Genomic DNA, 22,560 nt, shown 5'->3' on the forward strand with positions numbered 1-22,560 from the left:
TTCTGACACGCGAAACGGAACTGTGCGCCCCGCCCCCAAGGTGGGACGTACCCCGTTTCAGGGGGATGCCCGCTCCGGCGTCTGCGCTAAGCTGGAGGCCATGAAACACGCGCTCTTTCTGGCTGCCCTGCCGGCCCTCCTCGCCCTGCCCGCCCTTGCCGATGTCAAACCGGCCGACGCCGCCCCCTTTGCCGGGTCCTGGCAGATTGCCTTCCCGGACGGCGAAGGCGTCATCGTCAACGTGCCCCAGGTTTCCTGCGAGGACCCCGCCGTCATCACGCAGCTGGACGAGGACACCCTCCACGCCCGCACACCCGGCGGCGACATGGGCGCCTGGGACGTGAAGGCCTTTGGCGGACGCTTCCCCTGGTGGCGCGAGGACGGGGCCTCGCTGGTCGCCGACTGGGTCCGGGACGACGCCTTCCTCCTCGCCGGGAAGGACGCCACCGGCATCCAGACCGACTGGGCAAACGCCAAGCAATGGACCCGCTGCCCCGCCGCCGCGGAGTAAAAAGCGCCCCGTGCGGCATCGCGGTTGGAGTTTTTTGAACCTGCCGTTGGAGTTTTTCGGGCGCTCGTTGGAGTTTTTCCTGGAGTTTTTTGGAGTTTTCCGGCGCGTCTCGCCCGGCAAAATTCCCCTCAGGGGCGAGTGTCTATCCCGTGGATAAGTCCCTTACCCAACCCGGCCGCGCCCGCCCTGCCGGGCAAGCCACACGCCCCCCAGGATCAGCGCAAAGGCCAGCGCCGCGTTCCAGCTCTGGGTTTCCCGAAAGAACAGCCAGCCGAATGCCGCCCCCACCACCGGCACCGAATAGCCCGTCAGCGACTGGAACGTCGCCCCTGCCCGCGCCACCAGCGCCATATAGAGGGCCTGCGCGATGCCCGAGGGGCCCAGCCCCAGCCCTGCCACAGCCGCCCAGTGGTGCCAGTCTGCCTCGACCTCGGACGGGTGCACCGTCAGCGCCAGCGGCCAGGAGACCACCGCCGAGACGGTGACAAAGCCCGCCGCCAGCGGGATCGCATCCATCTTGGGCGCGGCGCGGGCAATCAGCGTGCTGGCGGAGAATGACAGCGTCGCCAGCAGCAGCAGCAATTGCGCCGTCACGCTGGCGGAGCCGAAATGGCGCACAGCATCGGGCCCGAACAGCGCCAGAACCCCCGCAAAGCCGAGCAATACGCCCAGCCCGGTGTTCCGCGTCATGCGTTCGTCGGCAAAAAACAGGGTCGCGCCCAGTACCACAAAGACCGGCGCGGCCGCCGTATAGAGCGCTGCCAGGCTGGAATCGACCGTCTGCTGGGCCACGGTGATCAGGAAGAACGGCACCAGCGAGCCGACCACCCCCATGGCGCCGATCACGCCCCAGCGGCGCAGGTCCGAGAAAGGCGGCAGGCGCTTGCCCATCACCAGCATCAGCGTCAGCAGCACGATTGCCCCGCCGGTCAGGCGCCCCGGCAGCACCCATTCAGGCGGCAGGCCTTCCAGCGTCCCCTTGCCGACCGCCACGCGCGTCAGCCCATAGGCGCCGGCCCAGAGAGTTGTCAGGGTGGCAAACAGAATCCAGACGATGGCCGGGCGTGCGATCTTCGCCCCCGGCAGAGATGCCTCTGTCATCGTTGTCCTCCCCGCAGCGTCGAGCGCCACTTGTTGTCCCTCCGGACTAGCACGCAGCTTGCAAGCGGCAAGGCGTCAAATCCCGTTTGTCCCGTTTCGCGTCGCAGTACCGCACCGTGCGGGGTGGACGTGACCGGCACACCCATTTAAAGGGGCGCAAGCCTGTGAATTTGCTCGCCCAAGAGGAGAAATAAAGATGACCGTTCGTGTTGCCATCAACGGATTCGGCCGCATCGGCCGCCTGGTTCTGCGCTCGATCATCGAACATGGCCGGACTGATATTGAAGTCGTGGCCATTAATGATCTGGGGCCGGTTGAAACCAACGCCCACCTGCTGCGTTTCGATTCGGTACATGGCCGTTTCCCGGCAGATGTGAAAGTTGACGGTGACAAGATCGTCATCAACGGCAAGCCAATCCTGGTGACCGCGATCCGCGATCCCAAGGACCTGCCCCACCGCGAGCTTGACGTCGACATCGCGATGGAATGCACCGGCATCTTCACCTCGAAGGACAAGGCCGAGGCCCACCTCGCCGCCGGCGCCAAGCGCGTGCTGGTCTCTGCCCCCGCAGACGGCGCAGACCTGACCGTCGTTTATGGCGTCAACCACGACAAGCTCAAGAAAGAGCACATGGTCGTCTCCAACGCCTCGTGCACCACCAACTGCCTTGCTCCCGTGGCCTTCGTCCTGAACAAGGCCGTGGGCATCGACAAGGGCATGATGACGACGATCCATTCGTACACGAATGACCAGCCTTCGCTCGACCAGATGCACAAGGACCTCTACCGGGCCCGCGCCGCGTCTCTCTCGATGATCCCGACCTCGACCGGCGCCGCCAAGGCTGTCGGCCTCGTGCTGCCGGAACTCAAGGGCAAGCTGGACGGCATCTCCGTGCGCGTGCCAACGCCGAACGTTTCGCTGGTTGACCTGAAATTCATCGCCAAGAAATCCACCACAGCCGAAGAGATCAACGCAGCGATCATCGCGGCGGCAGACGCTGGCCCGCTGAAAGGCATCCTTGGCTACACGGACGTCCCCAACGTGTCGTCAGACTTCATCCATGACGACCGTTCCTCGATCTTCCACCTTGACCAGACCAAAGTCATGGACGGCAATTTCGTCTCGATCATGACCTGGTATGACAATGAGTGGGGTTTCTCGACCCGCATGGCCGACACCGCCATTGCGATCGCGAAGCTGATCTGAAAACCCCTCCCCCGCCGCTCGCTCCTGCGCGATGGCGGGGGCCCCAGCGGCGGCATTTCATCAGACCTCACGCGCCCTCCGCATTCGCGCCGGGGGACACCGGAGAATGACTATGCCCTCGTTCAAACGCATCCCCGATGCAGGAAACCTCACCGGCAAGGTCGCGCTCGTCCGCGTTGACTTCAATGTGCCGATGGAAAACGGTCTGGTGACGGATGATACGCGCCTGCGCGCCGCCGTCGATACCGTCCAGTCGCTGCGCACGGCCGGCGCCAAGGTCGCCCTGCTGGCCCACTTTGGCCGCCCCAAGGGCGAGCGCGTCGCCGAGATGAGCCTCGCCCCGATTGCCGGCGCCTTTGCCAAAGTGCTCGGCGCAAATGTCAGCTTCGTTGCCGACTGCAAGGGCGATCATGTGAAATCGGCCATTGCGGACCTTCTGCCCGCCGGCGTGATCCTTCTGGAAAACACGCGCTTCTACAAAGGCGAGGAAAAAGGCGACATGGAGCTGGCAAAGGAAATCGCCGCTCTGGGCGACCTCTATGTCAACGACGCCTTCTCCGCCGCCCACCGCCGCCATGTCTCGACCGCTGTTCTGGCGGATCTTCTGCCCGCCTATGCCGGCGTGACGATGGAAGCCGAACTCGATGCGCTCGACAAGGCGCTGGGCGCGCCGGAGCGTCCGGTCATGGCCATCGTCGGCGGGGCAAAGGTCTCCTCCAAGATCGACCTTCTGAAAAACCTCGTCTCCAAGGTCGACATGCTCGCGATTGGCGGGGGCATGGCCAACACGTTTCTCGCCGCAGACGGCGTGAATGTCGGCAAGTCGCTCTGCGAGCATGATCTTGCCCCGACCGTCCGGGAAATCCAGGCGGCGGCCAAGGCGGCGGGCTGCGAAATCCTTCTGCCGAAGGACGTTGTCGTGGCGAAGGAATTCAAAGCCAATGCCGAAAACCGCACCTGCGGGCTGAATGAAATCGGCGCCGACGAAATGGTGCTCGACGCGGGCGCGGCGACCATAACCTACCTCTCCGAAGCGCTTGGCCGCGCCAAGACCGTGATCTGGAACGGCCCTCTCGGCGCCTTCGAGATGACGCCTTTTGACACCGCAACGGTGAAAGTCGCCGAAACAGCCGCCAAACTCGCCAAGTCCGGCGCGCTGGTTGCCGTGGCAGGCGGAGGCGATACGGTGGCCGCGCTTAACCATGCCGGCGTCGCCCAGGATTTCACCTTCATCTCCACCGCAGGCGGAGCTTTCCTGGAATGGATGGAAGGCAAGGAACTGCCAGGCGTTGAAGCCTTGCTGAAATAGAGCGGCCCACGCGGCGCAGATTTTGCATTGAGCCGCCACAAAGCGGACAAAAATCCGAGCCAGTAGCCAACACACGAACGAACGTACCGGGACACAAAACTCATGCTGAATGCACAAATGGCGAAACAGGTGGCCGAAAAGCCAGGCTTTATCGCGGCCCTTGACCAATCTGGCGGCTCGACGCCCAAAGCCCTCCGCCTCTACGGCGTTGAGGAAAGCGCTTATAACAATGATGAGGAAATGTACGCCCTCATCCACCAGATGCGTGCCCGGATCATCAAATCGCCCGCCTTCACCGGCGAGCAGGTGGTCGGCGCCATCCTCTTCGAACGCACGATGGACGGCGAGATCGACGGCATTCCGACCGCAGAATATCTCTGGACCAAGCGCAGCGTCGTTCCCTTCCTCAAGGTCGACAAGGGCCTTGCCGACGAGAAAGACGGCGTGCAGCTGATGAAGCCGATGCCGGAGCTTGACGCGCTGCTGGAGCGCGCCGTTGCCAAAGGCATCTTCGGCACCAAGATGCGCTCGGTCATCAACGCGGCCAACGCCGAAGGTATCTCCGCCGTCGTTGCCCAGCAGTTTGATGTCGGCCGCCAGATCCTCGGCCACGGCCTGATGCCGATCATCGAGCCGGAAGTGACCATCACCATCGCCGACAAGGCCGAAGCAGAAGAAATCCTCCTCGCCGAAATCCTGAAACAGCTCGACGCGCTCGGCCATGACAAGCAGGTCATGCTGAAGCTCTCGCTGCCGGAGAAGGCAAACATCTACAAGCCGCTCGTCGACCATCCGCGCGTCATGCGCGTCGTGGCCCTCTCGGGCGGCTACAGCCGCGAAGAAGCCAACCGCAAGCTGGCTGAGAATACCGGCATCATCGCCTCTTTCTCGCGCGCGCTGACCGAAGGCCTCTCCGCCAAGCAGGCCGACAGCGATTTCGATGCCGTGCTCGGCGACACGATCCATTGCATCTGCGAAGCGTCCAAAGCCGGTTGATCCGATTGCCGCACCTCACGCCTCTTGAGGCGCGGGGAACACGCACCATCTCAAAAGCGCAGCGGGACCCCTCGCTGCGCTTTCTTAACGTCTGGAGGAACGCCCCCGTGAAATGCCCTGTCGATAATGAGACCCTGGTGATCGCGGAGCGCTCCGGCGTCGAGATTGACTATTGCCCCAAATGCCGCGGCGTGTGGCTCGACCGGGGCGAACTCGACAAGATCATCGACCGGGCAGCCACCGTCATTCCCGCTCCCGCCGTCCCGCATCCTGAAGCCCATCGCCCGGAACACTACCGCGATGAAGACCGCTTCCGCGACCGCGGCGATGATGACGACTGGAAACGCGGGAAAGGCAAACGCCACCGGCGCGAGAGCTTTCTCAGCGACCTGTTCGACTTCTGAAGGCGCCGCTCATGCTGGAAATGCGCCCCAACTGCGAATGCTGTGACCGCGACCTGCCGCCGGATGAACCGGGCGCGTTCATCTGCTCGTTCGAGTGCACCTTCTGCGACGAGTGCGCCGATGGTGACCTCGACGGGGTATGCCCCAATTGCCGGGGCGAGCTGGAGCCGCGCCCGATGCGCAAGGGCGCCGCGCTCGCGAAAAACCCGGCAAGCACCAAACGGGTGGTGAAGAAGGGGTAAGCCCGCCTTGCTGTTTGGCCCGTTCGAGCCCGATCAGGTCTTCGTGCCAGCTACCGGCGCGGCCGGCGAGAAGGGCGACTCGGCAAATTTCAGCGCCAGGCGGCGCGCCAGCGGCGCCACGACCAGGATCGCCGGATAAGCCAGCAGGAAGGCCACGCCCCAGGAGTGCATCCAGCGGCTGACAAAATCGGGCGGTATGCCGACATTCAGCGCGGTAATCGCTCCGGACATCAGGAAGCTCATGAAGAACGCCATGAACAGTCCGAACAGGGGCTGGAACAGGCGAACGGGCAATTTCTTTGACATGTCGGACCCCGGCTTGCTTTAAAGTTCCAATATAGAACTTTCATTCCTTTTCGCCAGAGGCATGCCCTCCGTTGACTTCCCCTCGCCCTCGCCGCAGAGGCTGCAGCCATGACTGACACCGCCCAACCCCGCCCGCGCACACGCCTGTACCTGATCACACCGCCACAGATCGGCGATGTGTCCGCCTTCCGGAAATCACTGGAGGAAACCCTCAGCGCCGGGGATGTGGCCTCATTGCAGCTGCGCCTCAAGGGCCAGGACGGCATGATAGATATGCAGGCCACGCAAGAGGTCGGCGCCGCCGTCACTGCGATGGCCCAGGAAGCCGGCGTCGCGGTCCTGATCAACGACGCCGCAGAGCTCTCCCGGCAGCTGGGCGCAGACGGGGTGCATCTCGGCTGGGACGACATGCCGGTGAAGACCGCGCGCGCCCTGCTCGGCCCGGACGCGATCATCGGCGCCACCGCCAAGAATTCCTATCACCGCGCCATGCAGGCGGGCGAAGACGGCGCCGACTATGTCGCCTTCGGCGCCTTCTATCCCACCACCACCAAGGAAGGCACCATACCTGCCGAGCTGGAGCTGCTGGAAGTCTGGCAGAGCGCGATGATCCTGCCCTGCGTGGCGATCGGGGGCATCACCGTCTCCAATGCGGCCCCGCTCGTGACAGCAGGCGCAGACTTCCTGGCCGTCTCCAGCGGGGTCTGGAACCATGAAGACGGGCCAGCCGCCGCCGTCCGGGCCTTCAACGCCCTCTTCGAGTCGCTGGCTTAAACTGGCCTCAGGCGCGCGCTCAGAGCGCAGGCGGGGTCTTGGCCACCTTGATGTCGCGCAGGTCGTCCGCCATGCGGAACAGCAGCATGTAAAGCTCGCAGACAAAGCGCCAGAACAGAAGCCCCACAACCGCGCCGATCAGCGAGGCAATCACCAGGCCGATGCCGCCAAAGAAGCTGTAGCTGACCATGGTGCCCAGGCCCGAAAGCACACCGGCAATCAGCCCCAGCACGATCCCGATCAGCCCGAGATAATAGAGGATCGTGATCAGCTTGGCGCCGATCAGCTTGTCGAATTTCAGGAATTGGTTCAGCACGGTTTCAGCCCTCCTTCGCTCGTGAATGCCCAGATTGCCGGGAGTTGACCCCCACGGCAACCTCCTTAAAATCGGCCCTGTCCATTAACACTCTGGCGCCTTGACCCTGAGCGATCAAAGGCTTACGCCCCCCGATCCCGCCATAAATGCGCCTAGACGAGACGTTCCCATGTCGAAACCATCCCCCGTTGGAGCCGTGATGATTGCCGCTGCCCTCGCTGCTGGCCGCAGCCTGGCGCGCGATTTTGGCGAAGTGGAAAACCTGCAGGTTTCGCGCAAAGGCCCGGCTGATTTCGTCACCAGCGCCGACATGCGCGCCGAAGAGATCATCCATGCCAGCCTCACCAAAGCCCGCCCCGGCTATGGCTTCCTCATGGAAGAGCGCGGCATCGTCGAAGGCACCGACAAATCCAACCGTTTCATCGTCGATCCCCTCGATGGCACGCTGAACTTCATGCACGGCCAGCCTCATTACGCCGTCTCCATCGGCCTGGAGCGCGATGGCAAGCCCTTCGCCGGCGTCGTGTTCGATGTCGCCAAGAACGAGATCTTCTGGGCCGAAGTCGGCCGCGGCGCCTGGCTCGACCAGCGCAAGCTGCGCGTTGCCGTCCGCAAGAAGCTCGGCGAAGCCGTCGTCGCCACCGGCACGCCCTGGATGGGCAAGAGCGAAGAAAGCCACATCACCTTTGCCCGCGAGATGGCCGCGATGACGCCGACCTGCGCCGGCATCCGCCGTTATGGCTCGGCTGCGCTGGACCTCGCCTGGGTGGCCGCCGGCCGCTTTGACGCCTTCTGGGAACACGGCCTGAAGCCCTGGGACATCGCTGCGGGCATCGTCCTCGTGCGCGAAGCAGGCGGCATTGTCGAAGAAATCAACGGCGGCGATGTAATGAAAACCGGCAGCATCCTGGCCGGCAACGAAGACATCGTACCCCCCGTGATGCACCAGCTGCGCCACGCGGCCTCCTTCGGCAAGGCCGCGAAGGTCTAGCCTTCGCCCTCCCCCGCGCTCCGCGCGCGCCGGACAGCCCCGATTATGACATGGCCCGTGCCCGATTATTTTCGGTGACGCGTGCGTCACCTATTTTAATCTGCGCAAAATCGCGTAGTCTCCCGGCCCATGACCCAGCTCGACACAGACATCCTCATCATCGGCGCCGGCCTCTCCGGCATTGGCGCCGCCGTCCACCTCACCAAGCGCAGCCCCGGCAAGCGCTACCGCATCTATGAGGCGCGCGACGCCATCGGCGGCACCTGGGATCTCTTCCGCTATCCCGGCATCCGCTCGGATTCGGACATGCACACGCTGGGCTATAATTTCAAACCCTGGACGGACGCCAAAGCCATCGCAGACGGCCCCTCCATCCGCCGCTATGTGAACACCACGGCCGATGAATACGGCGTCCGCAAGAACATCTCGTTCAATACCAAGATCGTGGCCGCCGACTGGTCGAGCGCCGATCAGGCATGGACCGTCACCAGCGAGAACGTAAAGACCGGCGCGCAGGAGAAAACCACCTGCCGGTTCCTCTTCATGTGCGGGGGCTATTACAGCTATGACAAAGGCTACCGCCCGGATTTCCCCGGCGAGGAAGCCTTCCGGGGCCAGATCATCCACCCGCAACACTGGCCCGAAGATCTCGACTATTCGGGCAAGAAAGTTGTCGTGATTGGCTCTGGCGCCACAGCGATGACGCTGGTGCCCTCGATGGCGGAGAAAGCCGGGCATGTCACGATGCTGCAACGCTCGCCCACCTATGTGGTCTCGCGCCCGGCTATGGACGGCTTTGCCAACTTCCTGCGCAAGGTCCTGCCCGATCAGTGGGCCTATAATCTCATCCGCTGGCGGAACGTTGCCTTCCAGCAATTCTTCTTCCGCCAGACGCGCACGAACCCGGCCAAGGCGCGTGAGCGCCTTCTTGGCATGGTGCGCGAAGAGCTTGGCCCAGACTATGATGTCGATAAACACTTCACGCCCACCTACAATCCGTGGGAACAGCGCCTCTGTCTCGTTCCGGACTCGGACCTTTTCAATTCCCTGAAATCGGGCAAGGCCAGCATCGAGACCGATCATATCGAGCGGTTTACCGAAACCGGCATCCTGCTCAAATCCGGCAAGGAACTTCCCGCCGACATCATCGTGACGGCCACCGGCCTCAACCTCATTTTCATGAACGGGGTGAATGTCTCGCTGGACGGCGCCAAGGTCGATCCCGGCCGGCTGCTCAACTACAAAGGCGTGATGCTGTCCAACGTGCCAAACCTGGCCGTCACCTTCGGTTACACCAACGCCTCCTGGACGCTGAAAGCCGACCTCACCAGCGAATATGTCAGCCGCCTGATCAATCTGATGGACGAGAAAGGCGCAACCTCCGCGATGCCCTATCTCGCCGCCTTCCCGAACGAGACCGAGCCGTTCGTGGACTTTTCCTCCGGCTACTTCCAGCGCGTCATGGACCAGTTCCCGCGCCAGCACACAGAAGCGCCCTGGAAGCTGAACCAGAACTATTTCGTCGACCGGAAAAACCTGCGCGACCTCCCCATCGAGGACGGCGTGATGCAGTTCCACATTCCTGCCGCCGCCACCAAGCCCAAACCGGCATTGCAAGCGGCGGAATAGCTGGCCAAGGAGGATAGGCGCGCGCCTATCCTCCGTCCGCACACCCCCTCAACGTGTCACCCCGGAATTTGCGCAGCAAATATCCGGGACCCAGAATCTACCCCACAACCCCCGTGTCATCCCGGCCAAAGCCGCGCAGCGGCTGCAGAGCCGGGACCTTCTCTCCGTTTGTATGCGGCCTCTCAGAAGGTCCCGGATCGGCCCTCCGGCCCGTCCGGGATGACACACTGAGAGAAAAACTTATCCGCCGGAGTTTCCCGCGCCGCCATCCTTGGCGCCATGTTCGATCACATGCCCCGCCCGGAACTCTGGACCCGCATCTTCGCCCTGCTGGGCGCGTTGCGGACCCTTTTGCGCGAGGCCGTCCCCGAACTCTTCGGTAACATCGCAGGCGACGCCCGCGCGCAACTCGTCGCCGTCACCTCGCTCGTGCGCCGCTACATCCACGTGCTCGCCGCAGACCTCGCTCTGCCGCCGCTGCCCGTTGGAGCCCCGGCAAAAACCTCCAACGAGACTCCCACAAAACTCCAATCGCGCCGCGAAGCCCCGTTCCGCCTCACGGAACTGATCAGCCCCTCCAAAGGCGCATCCGCCAGCGACGGCTCAGACACCCCCTTCATCCAATGGGCGATGATGCTGGAGGCCGCCCGGCGCCTCAACGCCGTCCTCGCCGACCCCAATAAACACGCCCTCCGCCTCGCGCGGCTCCTCCGCAAACGCAAAGGCGAAACCCTCAAGGAAGCGCCAGTCCCCGGCCACATCCTGCGCCGTCTCCCGCCCTGGACCGACGCGCTGCTCTGCCGGCTGGACGAAGAAGCAAGACCCGAAGCCTGGGCGGGGATCAACGCCCAAGGCCCCCCTCCGTTTTGCGCTTGAAGCGCAATTCACCTCCCCCGCTGCGCAGGGGAGGATAAGGGCGTGGTCCAATCCGGTAAGATGGGTAACAAAACAGACCGGGGACATGGGTAACAGATTTGCGAGGATGACCATCTGGAGGAGATGGTCATGGGTTGGAGGCAGACAGATCCGATGAACGAGCGTGTTGAGTTCATCGCGGCGTGGCTGAAGGGTGAGGACAGTGTGACAGAGCTGTCTGTGCGGTTCGATATATCGCGCAAGACGGCCTACAAATGGATTGAGCGTTACAAGGCTGCGGGGCCGGCGGGGCTTTATGATGTGTCTCGAGCCCCGCTTTGCCCGGCGGGCGGCACGCCACCGGAGCTGGCGTCCCGTGTGGTGACGCTCCGGCGGGCGCATCCTGCCTGGGGGCCGCGCAAGTTGAAGGCGCGTCTGGAGATGGATGATCCGGGTGTTGCCTGGCCAGCGGCTTCGACGATCGGTGACATTCTCAAGCGCGAAGGGCTTGTATCTCCGCGGCGGTTTCGCCGGCGCGCGGCGCCGATGACAACGCCCTTTGCGCAGGCGCATGCCCCCAACGATGTCTGGTGCATGGACTTCAAGGGCTGGTGGCGTACGGGCGATGGCCAACGCTGTGAGCCGTTCACGGTCTCGGACGCCCTGAGCCGGTATCTTCTGGTCTGCCAGCCTGTCGCGCGCACGGGCTATGATACGGTCTGGCCGGTACTGGCAAAGGCGTTCCGGGACCACGGCCTGCCGCGCGCCATCCGGTCAGACAATGGTCCGCCTTTCGGGTCTGTGGCGGCCGGGGGCCTGTCCCGTCTGGCGGTCAACTTTGTGAAGATGGGCATCTTCCCGGAACGGATCACCCCTGGAAAGCCGCAGGAGAATGGGCGCCATGAGCGTCTGCATCTGACCCTGAAGCGCGAAGCGGCCGATCCGGTCTCCCGCACACTTCGGGCGCAGGCCGCGCGCCTTGTCCGGTTCCGGAAATCCTACAATCATGAGCGTCCGCATGAGGCGCTCGGCCAGAAACCCCCGGCGGCGGTCTATGTGCCAAGCCCGCGCGTATGGGACGGCAAGCTTCGCGCCCCGGACTATCCTGGCGCCACCGAAACCCGCGCGGTCAGGCACGCCGGCACCATTAGATGGCGCGGCGCGGAACCCTTCATCTCCGAAGTGCTGATCGGGGAGCGCGTTGGCCTCTTCCGGACCGGCGAAGACCAATACGACGTCTACTTCGGCCCCATCCTCCTCGGACACATCGACCCGAAAAAACGCATGAACCGCATCAAGCCTGGCAGACCACGGAACATACCATGAAAACTGTAACCCATCTCCCCGGTCTCAAATGTTACCTATGTCCCCGGTTGCACAGCGTGCGCTGAAGATGAGAGGGCGCGGTTAATCTCACCCCCCATAGCCCTCACCCGGCCCTCAGACTAAACTCTCCCCTCCAACACAAAGGAGTCTCCCATGTGGCTTTGGATTTTATGGTGGTGTGTAGACGATCATCTGGCGGCAGCGCTCGAAACGCCCGGCCTCGGTAACCTGCCGATCTGGGTACCGCTGATCCTGTCGCTCGCCTTTTCCTTCTCCCTCGACGGCGCCATGAAGCGTGACCGGAAGAAGCAGAGCGTTATCCGTCAGCCTTCCGCAAACTGAAGGTCTGCCAGGCGCGCATAAAGGCCGCCCCGCGCAACGAGGCTGTCATGCGTGCCCTCTTCAACGATGCGGCCATGCTCCATCACGATGATGCGGTCGGCCCGCCGCACAGTGGAAAGGCGGTGGGCGATGACCAGCGTGGTGCGCCCCGTCGCAGCGTTCTCGATGGCGCGGCGCACAGCCGCTTCGCTTTCAGAATCGAGGGCAGAGGTTGCTTCATCCAGCAGCAGCACCGGCGCATTGCGCACCAGCGCGCGGGCAAGCGCAATGCGCTGGCGCTGGCCACCTGAAAGGCTGCGCCCCTTCTGGCCAAGCTCGGTCGCTAAGCCTTCCTTCTCGTCCAGGAAGCCCATCGCCTCGGCCATCCGCGCCGCCTGTTCCAGCAGCGCCTCATCGGCGGCCTCATCGCCAAACCGGATGTTCTCGGCCGCCGTGCCGGTAAACAGCGCCGACTCCTGCGGGGCATAGGCAAAACACCGGCGCCAGTCGCGCGGTTCTGCCTCTATCGAGGAAACGCCGTCCAGCCGGATGTCTCCCGCCTGCGGATCAAACAGCCGCAGCGCCAACCGGAAAACAGTCGTCTTCCCCGCCCCGCTCGGCCCGACCAAAGCAACAAACTCGCCGGGCTTCACATCCAGGGAGAAATCTTCCAGCGCAGACGCCGCGTTCTCACCATAGCGGAACGTCACCTTGTCAAAGGAGAGCGCGCCCTGCCCTTTTGCGGGAAGCGGTTTGGGCTGGGCAGGCGCTGAAATGTCCGGCACCGCGCGCAGCACTTCCGCCGCCCGGTCCGCCGCGCCGGCCGCCCGCATGAACTCGCCATAGACTTCCGCCAGCATGCCAAAGCCCGAACCGGCAAAGGCGGCATACATCACCATCGTAGCCAGATCGCCGAAGCTCATCTCCCCGCTCGCCACCGCGCGGGCACCCATCCACAGCACGGCGGTAAAGCCGCCGAACAGCAGCACGGAAACCAGCACGATCATGAGCGCGCGGGCGCCATTGCGGCGCATCGCGGCGGTGAATGTACCCTCCACCGCGCGCTGGAAGACCGAAAGCTGCCCGCCTTCCCGGCCATACGCCTGCACCAGTTCAATCGAGTCGAGCGTTTCGGCCGCCTCGGCCCCGGCATCGGAAAGACGCGCCTGCGCCTCGTTGGACATCTTACGGATGGTGCGCCCGATGATCATGATCGGCAGGATCGCAATCGGCAGCATCGCCAGAAGCGTCAGCCCCAGCTGCCAGTTGACCGCCAGCATCAGCACAAGCGCACCGGTCGTCGTCATCAGCGTGCGCGCCGCCAGCGACGCGGACGAGCCCAGGAACGTCTCAAGCAGGGTGATGTCAGCCGTCAGCCGCGACACCGCTTCGCCCGAGCGCATCCTGGCATGATAGGCCGGGGAAAGCCGCAAGAGATGGGCATAAAGATCCCGCCGCAGGTCGGCCGCGATACGTTCCCCGAAGCGGGAGACGAAATAAAACCGGATAGCCCCCAATACGCCGGAGCCGACCGCCGCAGCAAACACCCAGAGAAAGGCCTCATCGATCAACGCCTTGAGCAGCTCCGGGTCATTCCCCGCCCGCTGGCCAGCGTCGGCGGCGCGGCCCAGCAGCATCGGGATTGCCAGGCTGAGCGCAGCGGCCGCCACGAGAAACACGAGCGCAACAGAAACGGTGATCCAGTGCCGGCGCGCATAGGGCCAGAGCAGTGCCAGGGGCTTCAGGCTGCGTCCGCGCGGACGGCCGATCGCCTCCCCGCCTTCCGGCAGGGCTGTGCGGCGATCTTCCACGACATGGGCGCCTGTTTCGGCCATAAGCGGGGCAATTCTCCCTGTTTCAGACGGCTGTTGCCGAATCCCTGTCAGCGCCCCTTGCGGGCTCCGGGCCTTTCCCTTATACGGCCGTCTTCGAATTCCGGCTGAGACATGCCAGCGCACCCCGGTGCGTCAACCCATTCCGAACTGCTTATGAGAGAGAGGCCCAGGCCATGAAAAAAGAAGGGCATCCCGACTATCACTTCATCACCGTGGTGATGACCGATGGTACCGAGTACCAGACCCGCTCCACATGGGGCAAAGAGGGTGACCGTATGGTCCTCGACATCGACCCGAAAGTGCACCCGGCCTGGACCGGCGGCGAGGGCAAGTCCCTGGACCGCGGCGGCCGCGTTTCGCGCTTCAAGGACAAGTTCAAAGGCTTCGTGTAAGGCAATCTGCCTCTGCGCGATGTGTTGCGTGAAAAACCCCGGTCTCTGGCCGGGGTTTTTTCTTGGCCGGTTTTCAGCGCCGAAGTTTCAGGGCCAGCGCGATAAAGGGAACACACAGTTCCACGAAAGCACGCTCCAGCGGTCCTTTTGCGAACTTTCTGAAATAGCGGGCCAGGCTCTGAGCCTTGTGCGCCTGCACCGTCGCCGATGGCACATCGGACGTCGAGGTGTAATGAAGCGCGCCGGCCAGCGGCTGATAGATCACTGCGCCGCCCGCCTCGATGGCCCGGCGGCAGAGATCCACATCCTCCACGTGCAGGAAATAGCGTTCGTCAAAACCGCCCAGCATCTGGAAATCCGCACGCCGCATCATGAAGAACGCCCCGGAAATCGCGCCAACCCGCACAGAGCCCTGGGGCGCAGGCAGGGTTTCCAGCGTCCAGCGGGACAAACCGAGCGCCACAGGCAGCGTAAGCGTGTTGCGACGGGCGCCACGCTGTTCCTTGCCATCAACGCCAAAGATACGCCCGCCAACAATCGCAGGTCCAGCGGTACCCTCCAGGGCCTCTGCAAGCTGCTGAACCGAGCCGCGGCGAATGACGCAATCGGGATTGATGACCAGCAGAATGCTGGCCCCCGTTTCCAGCGCGGCGCGATTTACCGCGGCGCCAAAGCCCGGATTCTCCAGCCGGATGAGCTTCACCTTGCCTGCCGACGTGGTCACGAAAGTATCCAGCCAGGCTTGAACCTCAGCCGGGTTTCCGTTGTCCGCAATGATGATTTCGGAAATCGCCGGATCGGATTTCAGCGCATACAGGCATTCGGTCAGCCGCGGCCCGGTATGATAGCTGACGACAAGGGCGGCGACCGGAAACATCATGTCTGCTGCGCCGCCACCTTTCCGGACCTGTGCAGCAGGATCAGCATCGCGGCGCAAAGCGCCACCCCCGACCAGAACGCTTCGTTCCACACGCTGTAGGAAAAGTTGAAGATGCTGAATGCCGCGCCGGCCATGCCGGCAATGGCGAACGCAATCTCTGGCCGCAGCTCGGCCGGGCGCGGAATCCGGAACCCGATGATCGTAATCGCAAATGCGGCCAGCATGGCCCCGACAAATCCGGTCTCGGCCCATATCTGCAAGGGCATGTTATGGGGATGTCCGGGCACAACCGGATATTGCTGCCAGAAGTCCGGCAGCTGCCGGGCCCAGGCGGGATATTCGGCGAATGTCTCCCGCCAGGTCCGCGTCGCCATGAGACCATGTCCGGTATAAGGCGTCTCCCCGATCCGGTTGACCACCACTTCCCACGACCAGAACCGCGAACGGAAAGACGCCGGAAGCGCCCCGTCGAGCCCGGTCATGGCCCGGATAAACTGGCTGATCAGGAACGGGGCGGCGGCGAGATAGCCCGCGATCAGGCCGAACAGCCAGCGAAAACCCGTCTGCGGCAACAGCCGTATCAGGAGGAACCCTGCAATCATGCCGCAAATTGCAAAAACGGCGGAATGATTGTCGATCATCAGCGCGGCCAGCAGCGTCATCAAGGTCAGGCCCGAGGCGGCGAGCAGACCGGTCCGGTCGCCGCGCGCGCCAAACGCCGCCGCCAGGATCGGCAGGGCAACGGCGAAGCTGTTCATGTTCCGGCTGAAGTTCTGGACGCCGTTCACCAGGTCCTTCGGGTCATCGCCATAAATCATGGACAGGACAGGCCGGGCCAGCAGCGCGGAAAGAAACACCAGCACGCCCTGCAGGATCAGGATGGCGTAAATCCACCGTGTGGTGCGCGGCCCGAGCTCCGAACGCAGGGCGCCGGCAACCGTCAGGGTTGCGAACGCCGCTGTCAGAACCACAATGACGCTACGCGCGCCGATGCCGAAATTGCCCTCGAAGATATTGCCGCTCACCAGGTGCCGGGTTGCGGGCGACCAGGCCTCGCTGATCGCCGCCCAGCCGATGAAGGCCAGGGCCAAGATCGCATAGAGGGTTGGCGGCAAACGCGGACGAGCCAGAAAAATTGCTGCAATGCCGGTAAGCCCCAGCAGCGGCGCAAATCCCAGTGTTCCCAGCACCGCCAGAAGCGGCCAGAGCAGCAACAGGCCAGCGAAGACGGGTCCGTAAGCCATGCCAGACACTCTGACCACTGATGACGGGCTTGTCATCGGCCCTTAACTGCGGGCCCGCTTGAGATCCGGCGCGCGCGCCTCGTCTGCAAGGGCGACCAGCGCCTCGTCCAGAGAGATGATCTGCTGACCATTCGAACCCAGCCGCCGCAGCGCCAGTTTGCGATCTTCAGCTTCCCGCGCGCCCACAACGGCAATCACGGGAACCTTCTGAACCGAATGCTCACGGACCTTGTAGTTGATCGTCTCGTTGCGCTTGTCGACTTCGACGCGGAGCCCGGCCTTGCGCAGGGCAGCGGCGGCTTCCTCGGCATAGTCACCGGCCGCATCGGTGATGGCGGCGACGACGACCTGAACGGGCGACATCCAGAGGGGGAAGCTGCCGGCATAGTTCTCGATCAGAATGCCCATGAAGCGCTCGAACGTGCCGAACACCGCGCGGTGAAGCATCACCGGCCGGTGCTTGGCGCCGTCAGAGCCGGTATATTCGGCATCAAGACGTTCGGGCAGGACATAGTCGAGCTGAAACGTACCGCACTGCCAGGTGCGGCCGATGGCGTCGGTCAGGTGGAATTCGAGTTTCGGTCCGTAGAACGCGCCCTCCCCTTCCGCGATGGAGAAGGTCATCCCGGCCGCCGTCAGGGCGTCGGCGAGCGCTTTCTCTGCGCGGTCCCAGGTTTCGTCCGTACCCGCCCGCATTTCCGGCCGGGTCGCCAGCTTGTAGGAAATCTCCGACAGGCCGAAATCACCATAAACGGTTTCAAACAGTTTCAGGAACCGCAGGGTCTCGTCAGCGATCTGGTCTTCCCGGCAGAAGATGTGCGCATCATCCTGGGTCATCTGACGCACCCGCATCAGGCCATGCAGCGCGCCATGGGCTTCGTTGCGGTGGCAGCATCCAAACTCCGCCATGCGGATCGGCAGGTCGCGATAGGAGCGCTGGGCATTCTTGAAGATCTGGACATGCGCGGGGCAGTTCATCGGCTTCAGGGCCATCAGTTCGCCCTCCCCTGACAGGATCGGGGCGTCGCTCTCGGTCGAGGGGATCTCGTCGGGAACGACGAACATGTTCTCGCGGAACTTCGACCAGTGGCCGGACTTCTCCCAGAAGACGGAGTTCAGGAGTTGCGGCGTCTTGACCTCGACATAGCCGTCCGCGTCCTGCTGGCGGCGGATGTAGGCCTCCAGTTCGCGCCAGATCATGAAGCCTTTGGGATGCCAGAACACCGAGCCTTGCGCTTCTGGCTGGAAATGGAACAGGTCGAGCTGAGCGCCGAGCTTCCGGTGATCGCGTTTCTCGGCCTCTTCCAGGCGCGTGAGGTGGTCCTTGAGGTCTTTCTCATTGGCCCAGGCCGTGCCGTACATCCGCTGGAGCATTTCGTTGCGATGGTCGCCGCGCCAATAGGCCCCGGCGAGCTTCATCAGCTTGAACGCCTTGGGCAGCTTGCCCGTGGACGGCAGGTGTGGCCCGCGGCAAAGGTCAAACCATTTGCCCTGACGATAGACCGTGATCTGTTCGCCCGGCGGGATGATGTCGTCGATGATCTGGGCCTTGTACTCTTCGCCGAGGCTCTTGAACGTTGCGATTGCCTCGTCCTTGCCCAGAACCTCGCGCACGATCGGATAATCGGCGTCGACGATCTCGCGCATCCGGGCTTCGATCTTGTCGAAGTCGTCCGTCGAGAACGGCTCTTTCCGGGCAAAGTCATAGTAAAAGCCGTCATCAATGACCGGGCCGATGGTCACCTGCGTGTCAGGATAAAGTTCCTGCACCGCCTGGGCGAGGACGTGGGCCGCGTCGTGGCGGATCAGCTCCAGGCCTTCAGGGTCGCGGTCGGTGATGATGGCGACGCTGGCATCGCCTTCCAGCGGGCGGACAAGATCCCACATCTGGCCATCGACCTTGGCGGCGAGCGCCTTTTTGGCGAGGGATTTGGAAATCGACTCGGCAACATCGAGAGGCGAGGCACCTTCAGCATATTCGCGTTTGGAACCGTCGGGCAGCGTGACGTTTATCATGATCTTTTCAGTTTCTCAGGCGGGCCGCAGGGGTCTCCCGCGGTGGAATAGAAAGGGACCGGCTTCAAGGGCTACTTCAAGGCTTCTGGCGCCGCAGTGATTAACGCGGGATTGCCAGAATGCCCACCTGTGTTTTCAGGGCCGGCGCGATGAACTTTGCGGGTGCATGAACGGGGCGCAGCAAGGCGCTTCAGGGGTGCGTCATGCACCCTGACGAGTTCGCGGGGTGAACCCGGTGAGGAAACGTCCTGCGTTCATAAGGCTCATATGTCACGGCTCGGGCGGCGTTTCAACCAGGCCCCTCGGCCCCGATTTCCAGTCGCCATAGCGCCAGGGCTGCCAGAACGGTACGATAGGTTTCGTGTCCGGCGGGGGGTCAATACCGTGACTTCCACCCGGCCGGCAGCGGATGAACCGGGCGAGCGCCATCCATCCGCCGGGCCACCAGCCATGCCGGGCCACACATTCGGCCCCGAATTCACTACAGGTTGGCGTGTGCTGGCAGCGGGCGCCGAACAGCTGCAATGCCTGGCTGGGGCCATGCTTGTAGATGGCGAGAAGGGCGTAGGCGACCCGCCGGCGCAGGCGCATCAGACCGACGCGCGCGCGGCCAGGGCCGCTTCAATGGCCGCCACCGCCGCCTCGAAGGCCAGCAGGGTCGAAGCATGGCGCGGCGGGTAATCGGCAACCGGCTCAAGATGGCGCAGCTCCCAGAAACGGCCTTCAGGGGGCGGGCCGCCGGATTTCAGCATGGCGCTGAGCGCGTCCCGCGCGCTGCGGATTTCGCCAATGGTGGCGCCAATCGCGTTGGCGGAAAGAATGGACGTCGATGCCTGCCCCAGGGCACATGCCTTCGGATCGACTGCGATTTGCGTCACAACCTCCCCTGCCTCATCCAGGTTCAGCGAAACCTGCACGGTTGAGCCGCAAATGCGGGACACTTTCAGAGCAGAGCCTTCAGGGGATTGCAGCTCGCCGAGATGCGCAATGCCGGCAGCCAGCTCGAGTATCCGGTTGTGATAAAGTTCGCTCATGAGCCCCTAGATGGCCCCGGACGAGTTTCGCGGCAAGTGCCGGAAAAAAGGCCTGCCCGGCCCTCAAGTGAAGGGCGCCGGGCAGACTTTAAAGTCTAGAGGTGGAGAAATCAGGCCGAACGGCCATGGGGTGTCGATGCCGCCCGCATGACGTAGCGTCAACTTAACGATTGGTGAGATTGGAGACGCCCGTCAGAAGGGCCAAAGGGCCACCAGCCGGGGGGCAAGTTTCATTACCAGCAAAACCGCGCCGCCAAAGGCGCATCCCGCCAGCAAAAGCACAAAGCCGTCCCGCGCCGTCAGCGCGAGGCCGAACAGCAAAACAGTCAGGCTGGGCAGCAACGGGCCGAAAGGCACGAGCCCCAGCGGATAGGTGATCAGGGCCGCCAGCACACAGACAAGCGCAACGACCTGAATAAACGGAGGCTCGGTCAGAAATGTCAGGCGGGGCTTAACCAGCGCATCGACCATATGCGCGTAGCGCTCGCCCCCAGCGATCCCCTGAACGAGATGCGCGCGCTTGAACTTGAATTCCGTAACGCCTTTGGGAAGCCAGGGATGGCGAAAGCCAATCACGATCTGCAGGGCGAAAACCAGGATCACGGTTGCGATAAACCAGTTCGCGCCGGGAATGATCGTCAGGGGGCTGACGGCCAGAAATCCCAGAAGCAGGAAGACCGGGCCATGGGCGCGCCGGCCAATGGCCTGCAGCAGCTCGCTGACCGTAACGTCCTCGCCTTCCGTGTTGAGGACGAGCGAGCGCATCATGGTACGCAGGTTGGTGACGGGGACATTGGTGCCATTGCGGTTCATGGCGCGCCGGCATCCCTCTTCGCAGCAGCTGCGCCGTAGCGTTCGATCCGCGACTTGATCGTCAGGTCATCCTCCAGGGAAATGACATACAACCGGTCAAACTCGCCCGCCTCATCAATCGGCGGGCCGGGATCGGCGCCGATCAATGCCGCGAGCGCGTCTGTGGTGTTGGAATGGCCCACCACCAGTTTGACGCCGGGTGAACCGGTCAGTGTTTTTGCAAAAGCAGGCATTGCAGCAGGATCATAAATCTGAACGGGAAGACTCAGCGCCTCTGCCAGCGGGCGGGCGGTTTCCTCGGTGCGGCGCGTGGCAGTCGACCATATTTCTGTAACGCCCTCCTCGCCGAGACGTTCCGACAGAAGCTGCGCGCGGGACACGCCTGCGGCCGACAAGGCGGGATCGGGTCCCTTTTCCTTCTCTGCATGGCGAACGAGGAAAATCCGGGTCACATCCTCGGCGCCGGATACAGGGGCAACAGGTGTACTGCAGGCCGCAAGAACGCTCGCGGCAAGAAAAAAGACAAAACTGCGCCGGATCAGATGCGCCGCCATGTGCTGCCTGCTGGACCGTCCATGATTTCGACCCCCTCCTCTGCCAGCGCCTTGCGGATACGGTCCGCTTCGGCCCAGTCCTTGGCGACGCGTGCATCGACGCGGGCCTGCACCTGCGCGTCAATGCGGGAATTTTCGTCCGTATCGGCGCCCTGCTCCCATTCTTTGGGTGTTTTGGTCAGCAGGCCAAGCAGTTTCCCTGCCGCCAGAAGGTTTGCCCGGCCATTCGCCATGGCAACGGCATCTTTCAGATCAGCCGCTGTATTGGCTTCACTGGCGAGCCGTGCGAGCTCAGCGAGCGCGTCCGGCGTGCCGAGATCATCCTCCAGCGCGCGCAGAACGCCGGTGTCGCGCGCTTCGCCGCCGTCTGCTTCCCAGACCCGGCGCAGCGCGCCATAAATCCGGTCGAGCGTGGTCTTGGCCTGTTTCAGCAGGTCTTCGGTCCAGTCGAGCTGGGCGCGGTAATGGGCGGTCAGCAGCGCAAAACGCAGCACTTCGCCCGGCCAGGCCTTCAGCAGGTCGTGAACGGTCACGACATTCCCCAGCGATTTCGACATCTTCTCCCCGCCCATGTCGAGGAAGCCGTTATGCATCCAGTAGCGGGCGAGTTCTTCACCATGGGCGCATTCTGACTGAGCGATCTCGTTTTCATGATGCGGGAAGGTCAGGTCCACGCCGCCGCCATGAATGTCGATCGTGCGGCCAAGGTGTTTGGCTGCCATCGCCGAGCATTCGATGTGCCAGCCAGGGCGGCCGCGGCCCCAGGGGCTGTCCCAGATCGCGTCTTCGGGCTCGCCGGGCTTGGCAAACTTCCACAGCGCAAAGTCCGAAGGATCGCGCTTGTCTTCATCCACGGCCACGCGCGCGCCGGCTTCATTATCCTCGGGCTTGCGTCCTGAGAGACGCCCGTAATCGGGCATCGAGGGCACAGAGAACCAGACGCCGGTGTCGCCGACATAGGCGTATTTCTTGCGGATGAGCTTTTCGATGATCTCGATCATTTCGGGCACATGGCCCGTCGCCCAAGGCTCGATGGTAGGGGCGATGACGTTCAGCGCCTCTACATCGGCGTTATAAATGGCCGCATATTTCTGTGTGATGGCCGAAATCGGCTCGCCGCTGGCCACGCTGGCTGCGATGATCTTGTCTTCGATGTCCGTGATATTGCGCGCATAGACGATCGCATCTTCACCATAACGGGCCATCAGAACGCGCCGCAGCACATCAAACACCACCGGTGGACGCGCATTCCCGATGTGGGCGTAATTATACACCGTCGGGCCGCAGACATACAGGGTAACCCGCTTCGCGTCCTGGGGCTCGAAGACGCGCTTCTTGCGCGCGGCAGTGTCATAAATGCGGAGGGTCATCGTATCTCTTGGATCGGGAATGTCGTGAAATCAGCGCGCGAGCTATTGGCGTCCGGGCAGCCCTATGACCCGTTGCAGCCTCAGCAGCAACAGGGACGGCGGGAAGAATATGCAAAAGCGGTTCTCGACATGGC

At 63.3% G+C, this 22,560-nt stretch carries 25 protein-coding genes; 13 read left to right on the plus strand and 12 right to left on the minus strand.

Annotation, left to right across the window (positions count from 1 at the left end; all coding sequences use genetic code 11):
- Positions 1-100 precede the first annotated feature (100 nt).
- Positions 101-511 carry a hypothetical protein gene (locus tag HNE_RS15715; protein WP_035592276.1) on the plus strand — a complete coding sequence of 137 codons (411 nt, stop codon included), beginning with the start codon at positions 101-103 and terminating at the stop codon, positions 509-511.
- A gap of 162 nt (positions 512-673) precedes the next feature.
- Here the strand turns inward: HNE_RS15715 and HNE_RS15720 are convergent, their stop codons facing one another.
- Positions 674-1,612, minus strand: coding sequence for a DMT family transporter (locus HNE_RS15720; protein ID WP_011648149.1), 939 nt, complete (start codon positions 1,610-1,612; stop codon positions 674-676).
- 196 nt (positions 1,613-1,808) lie between these two features.
- On the opposite strand from HNE_RS15720, the gene gap reads away from it, so the two are divergent.
- The 5 genes from gap (at position 1,809) to HNE_RS15745 (ending at position 5,770) form a co-directional block, all read left to right on the plus strand.
- Complete coding sequence (gene gap, locus HNE_RS15725; RefSeq protein WP_011648150.1) at positions 1,809-2,819, plus strand: type I glyceraldehyde-3-phosphate dehydrogenase; 1,011 nt, start codon at positions 1,809-1,811, stop codon at positions 2,817-2,819.
- Between the two features lie 112 nt (positions 2,820-2,931).
- The gene (locus HNE_RS15730; protein WP_011648151.1) at positions 2,932-4,128 is read left to right on the plus strand and encodes a phosphoglycerate kinase; all 1,197 of its coding nucleotides are present in this window, start codon (positions 2,932-2,934) and stop codon (positions 4,126-4,128) included.
- Between the two features lie 102 nt (positions 4,129-4,230).
- Positions 4,231-5,124, plus strand: coding sequence for a fructose bisphosphate aldolase (locus HNE_RS15735; protein WP_011648152.1), 894 nt, complete (start codon positions 4,231-4,233; stop codon positions 5,122-5,124).
- A 107-nt stretch (positions 5,125-5,231) separates the two neighbouring features.
- Complete coding sequence (locus HNE_RS15740) at positions 5,232-5,528, plus strand: zf-TFIIB domain-containing protein (RefSeq protein WP_011648153.1); 297 nt, start codon at positions 5,232-5,234, stop codon at positions 5,526-5,528.
- 11 nt (positions 5,529-5,539) lie between these two features.
- Positions 5,540-5,770: a DUF1272 domain-containing protein gene (locus HNE_RS15745; protein WP_011648154.1), complete on the plus strand. Its 231-nt coding sequence runs from the start codon at positions 5,540-5,542 to the stop codon at positions 5,768-5,770.
- A gap of 33 nt (positions 5,771-5,803) precedes the next feature.
- Here HNE_RS15745 and HNE_RS15750 read toward each other — a convergent pair whose 3' ends face one another.
- Positions 5,804-6,076, minus strand: a complete 273-nt coding sequence (locus tag HNE_RS15750; protein ID WP_011648155.1) for a DUF2798 domain-containing protein — start codon at positions 6,074-6,076, stop codon at positions 5,804-5,806.
- A 108-nt stretch (positions 6,077-6,184) separates the two neighbouring features.
- Here HNE_RS15750 and thiE point away from each other — a divergent pair, with 108 nt between their 5' ends.
- Positions 6,185-6,850: a thiamine phosphate synthase gene (gene thiE, locus HNE_RS15755; RefSeq protein ID WP_011648156.1), complete on the plus strand. Its 666-nt coding sequence runs from the start codon at positions 6,185-6,187 to the stop codon at positions 6,848-6,850.
- Positions 6,851-6,869: 19 nt separating this feature from the next.
- On the opposite strand, the gene HNE_RS15760 is transcribed toward thiE, so the two are convergent.
- On the minus strand, positions 6,870-7,166 hold the full coding sequence (locus HNE_RS15760; protein ID WP_011648157.1) for a DUF4282 domain-containing protein: 297 nt from the start codon (positions 7,164-7,166) through the stop codon (positions 6,870-6,872).
- A 169-nt stretch (positions 7,167-7,335) separates the two neighbouring features.
- Between HNE_RS15760 and HNE_RS15765 the strand changes: the two genes are divergently transcribed.
- The 5 genes from HNE_RS15765 (at position 7,336) to HNE_RS15785 (ending at position 12,309) form a co-directional block, all read left to right on the plus strand.
- Positions 7,336-8,157, plus strand: coding sequence for an inositol monophosphatase family protein (locus HNE_RS15765; protein WP_011648158.1), 822 nt, complete (start codon positions 7,336-7,338; stop codon positions 8,155-8,157).
- 129 nt (positions 8,158-8,286) lie between these two features.
- Positions 8,287-9,786 carry a flavin-containing monooxygenase gene (locus tag HNE_RS15770; protein ID WP_011648159.1) on the plus strand — a complete coding sequence of 500 codons (1,500 nt, stop codon included), beginning with the start codon at positions 8,287-8,289 and terminating at the stop codon, positions 9,784-9,786.
- 279 nt (positions 9,787-10,065) lie between these two features.
- Positions 10,066-10,662 carry a hypothetical protein gene (locus HNE_RS15775; RefSeq protein WP_041299025.1) on the plus strand — a complete coding sequence of 199 codons (597 nt, stop codon included), beginning with the start codon at positions 10,066-10,068 and terminating at the stop codon, positions 10,660-10,662.
- A 129-nt stretch (positions 10,663-10,791) separates the two neighbouring features.
- The gene (locus HNE_RS15780) at positions 10,792-11,967 is read left to right on the plus strand and encodes an IS481-like element ISHne2 family transposase (protein ID WP_011648161.1); all 1,176 of its coding nucleotides are present in this window, start codon (positions 10,792-10,794) and stop codon (positions 11,965-11,967) included.
- A gap of 153 nt (positions 11,968-12,120) precedes the next feature.
- Positions 12,121-12,309, plus strand: a complete 189-nt coding sequence (locus tag HNE_RS15785; protein WP_011648162.1) for a hypothetical protein — start codon at positions 12,121-12,123, stop codon at positions 12,307-12,309.
- Here the strand turns inward: HNE_RS15785 and HNE_RS15790 are convergent.
- Positions 12,291-14,123 (minus strand): ABC transporter transmembrane domain-containing protein, encoded by a 1,833-nt coding sequence (locus tag HNE_RS15790; protein ID WP_011648163.1) that lies wholly within the window; start codon positions 14,121-14,123, stop codon positions 12,291-12,293. The genes HNE_RS15785 and HNE_RS15790 overlap by 19 nt on opposite strands.
- Before the next feature lie 173 nt (positions 14,124-14,296).
- On the opposite strand from HNE_RS15790, the gene rpmE reads away from it, so the two are divergent.
- Positions 14,297-14,515, plus strand: coding sequence for a 50S ribosomal protein L31 (gene rpmE, locus HNE_RS15795; RefSeq protein ID WP_011648164.1), 219 nt, complete (start codon positions 14,297-14,299; stop codon positions 14,513-14,515).
- A gap of 73 nt (positions 14,516-14,588) precedes the next feature.
- Here the strand turns inward: rpmE and HNE_RS15800 are convergent, their stop codons facing one another.
- From HNE_RS15800 to cysS, 8 genes are all read right to left on the minus strand, one after another.
- Positions 14,589-15,395, minus strand: a complete 807-nt coding sequence (locus tag HNE_RS15800; protein ID WP_011648165.1) for a glycosyltransferase family 2 protein — start codon at positions 15,393-15,395, stop codon at positions 14,589-14,591.
- The gene (locus HNE_RS15805) at positions 15,392-16,639 is read right to left on the minus strand and encodes an O-antigen ligase family protein (protein WP_035592662.1); all 1,248 of its coding nucleotides are present in this window, start codon (positions 16,637-16,639) and stop codon (positions 15,392-15,394) included. Before HNE_RS15805 ends, HNE_RS15800 begins: the two co-directional genes overlap by 4 nt.
- 42 nt (positions 16,640-16,681) lie before the next feature.
- Positions 16,682-18,655 (minus strand): threonine--tRNA ligase, encoded by a 1,974-nt coding sequence (gene thrS / locus HNE_RS15810; RefSeq protein ID WP_011648167.1) that lies wholly within the window; start codon positions 18,653-18,655, stop codon positions 16,682-16,684.
- A gap of 270 nt (positions 18,656-18,925) precedes the next feature.
- On the minus strand, positions 18,926-19,246 hold the full coding sequence (yidD, locus tag HNE_RS15815; RefSeq protein WP_011648168.1) for a membrane protein insertion efficiency factor YidD: 321 nt from the start codon (positions 19,244-19,246) through the stop codon (positions 18,926-18,928).
- Positions 19,246-19,689: an iron-sulfur cluster assembly scaffold protein gene (locus HNE_RS15820; RefSeq protein ID WP_011648169.1), complete on the minus strand. Its 444-nt coding sequence runs from the start codon at positions 19,687-19,689 to the stop codon at positions 19,246-19,248. Before HNE_RS15820 ends, yidD begins: the two co-directional genes overlap by 1 nt.
- A gap of 192 nt (positions 19,690-19,881) precedes the next feature.
- Positions 19,882-20,502, minus strand: coding sequence for an exopolysaccharide biosynthesis protein (locus tag HNE_RS15825; RefSeq protein WP_011648170.1), 621 nt, complete (start codon positions 20,500-20,502; stop codon positions 19,882-19,884).
- On the minus strand, positions 20,499-21,056 hold the full coding sequence (locus HNE_RS15830; RefSeq protein ID WP_011648171.1) for a SixA phosphatase family protein: 558 nt from the start codon (positions 21,054-21,056) through the stop codon (positions 20,499-20,501). Before HNE_RS15830 ends, HNE_RS15825 begins: the two co-directional genes overlap by 4 nt.
- The gene (cysS, locus tag HNE_RS15835) at positions 21,041-22,426 is read right to left on the minus strand and encodes a cysteine--tRNA ligase (RefSeq protein WP_011648172.1); all 1,386 of its coding nucleotides are present in this window, start codon (positions 22,424-22,426) and stop codon (positions 21,041-21,043) included. The genes HNE_RS15830 and cysS overlap by 16 nt, the downstream gene beginning before the upstream one ends.
- Between the last annotated feature and the right edge of the window lie 134 nt (positions 22,427-22,560).

This window comes from Hyphomonas neptunium ATCC 15444, assembly GCF_000013025.1.
In the GTDB taxonomy this organism is placed as follows: Bacteria; Pseudomonadota; Alphaproteobacteria; order Caulobacterales; family Hyphomonadaceae; genus Hyphomonas; species Hyphomonas neptunia.

What these genes read in the sequence shown, in the direction of transcription:
- HNE_RS15790 (WP_011648163.1), bottom strand. Translation starts at nt 14,123, where the DNA reads ATGGCCGAAACAGGCGCCCATGTCGTGGAAGATCGCCGCACAGCCCTG.
- thrS (WP_011648167.1), bottom strand. Translation starts at nt 18,655, where the DNA reads ATGATAAACGTCACGCTGCCCGACGGTTCCAAACGCGAATATGCTGAA.
- HNE_RS15745 (WP_011648154.1), top strand. Translation starts at nt 5,540, where the DNA reads ATGCTGGAAATGCGCCCCAACTGCGAATGCTGTGACCGCGACCTGCCG.
- HNE_RS15735 (WP_011648152.1), top strand. Translation starts at nt 4,231, where the DNA reads ATGCTGAATGCACAAATGGCGAAACAGGTGGCCGAAAAGCCAGGCTTT.
- cysS (WP_011648172.1), bottom strand. Translation starts at nt 22,426, where the DNA reads ATGACCCTCCGCATTTATGACACTGCCGCGCGCAAGAAGCGCGTCTTC.
- gap (WP_011648150.1), top strand. Translation starts at nt 1,809, where the DNA reads ATGACCGTTCGTGTTGCCATCAACGGATTCGGCCGCATCGGCCGCCTG.
- HNE_RS15780 (WP_011648161.1), top strand. Translation starts at nt 10,792, where the DNA reads ATGGGTTGGAGGCAGACAGATCCGATGAACGAGCGTGTTGAGTTCATC.
- HNE_RS15750 (WP_011648155.1), bottom strand. Translation starts at nt 6,076, where the DNA reads ATGTCAAAGAAATTGCCCGTTCGCCTGTTCCAGCCCCTGTTCGGACTG.
- HNE_RS15825 (WP_011648170.1), bottom strand. Translation starts at nt 20,502, where the DNA reads ATGAACCGCAATGGCACCAATGTCCCCGTCACCAACCTGCGTACCATG.
- thiE (WP_011648156.1), top strand. Translation starts at nt 6,185, where the DNA reads ATGACTGACACCGCCCAACCCCGCCCGCGCACACGCCTGTACCTGATC.
- HNE_RS15715 (WP_035592276.1), top strand. Translation starts at nt 101, where the DNA reads ATGAAACACGCGCTCTTTCTGGCTGCCCTGCCGGCCCTCCTCGCCCTG.
- HNE_RS15730 (WP_011648151.1), top strand. Translation starts at nt 2,932, where the DNA reads ATGCCCTCGTTCAAACGCATCCCCGATGCAGGAAACCTCACCGGCAAG.
- HNE_RS15820 (WP_011648169.1), bottom strand. Translation starts at nt 19,689, where the DNA reads ATGAGCGAACTTTATCACAACCGGATACTCGAGCTGGCTGCCGGCATT.
- HNE_RS15805 (WP_035592662.1), bottom strand. Translation starts at nt 16,639, where the DNA reads ATGGCTTACGGACCCGTCTTCGCTGGCCTGTTGCTGCTCTGGCCGCTT.
- yidD (WP_011648168.1), bottom strand. Translation starts at nt 19,246, where the DNA reads ATGCGCCTGCGCCGGCGGGTCGCCTACGCCCTTCTCGCCATCTACAAG.
- HNE_RS15800 (WP_011648165.1), bottom strand. Translation starts at nt 15,395, where the DNA reads ATGATGTTTCCGGTCGCCGCCCTTGTCGTCAGCTATCATACCGGGCCG.
- HNE_RS15765 (WP_011648158.1), top strand. Translation starts at nt 7,336, where the DNA reads ATGTCGAAACCATCCCCCGTTGGAGCCGTGATGATTGCCGCTGCCCTC.
- HNE_RS15720 (WP_011648149.1), bottom strand. Translation starts at nt 1,612, where the DNA reads ATGACAGAGGCATCTCTGCCGGGGGCGAAGATCGCACGCCCGGCCATC.
- HNE_RS15785 (WP_011648162.1), top strand. Translation starts at nt 12,121, where the DNA reads ATGTGGCTTTGGATTTTATGGTGGTGTGTAGACGATCATCTGGCGGCA.
- rpmE (WP_011648164.1), top strand. Translation starts at nt 14,297, where the DNA reads ATGAAAAAAGAAGGGCATCCCGACTATCACTTCATCACCGTGGTGATG.
- HNE_RS15830 (WP_011648171.1), bottom strand. Translation starts at nt 21,056, where the DNA reads ATGGCGGCGCATCTGATCCGGCGCAGTTTTGTCTTTTTTCTTGCCGCG.
- HNE_RS15775 (WP_041299025.1), top strand. Translation starts at nt 10,066, where the DNA reads ATGTTCGATCACATGCCCCGCCCGGAACTCTGGACCCGCATCTTCGCC.
- HNE_RS15770 (WP_011648159.1), top strand. Translation starts at nt 8,287, where the DNA reads ATGACCCAGCTCGACACAGACATCCTCATCATCGGCGCCGGCCTCTCC.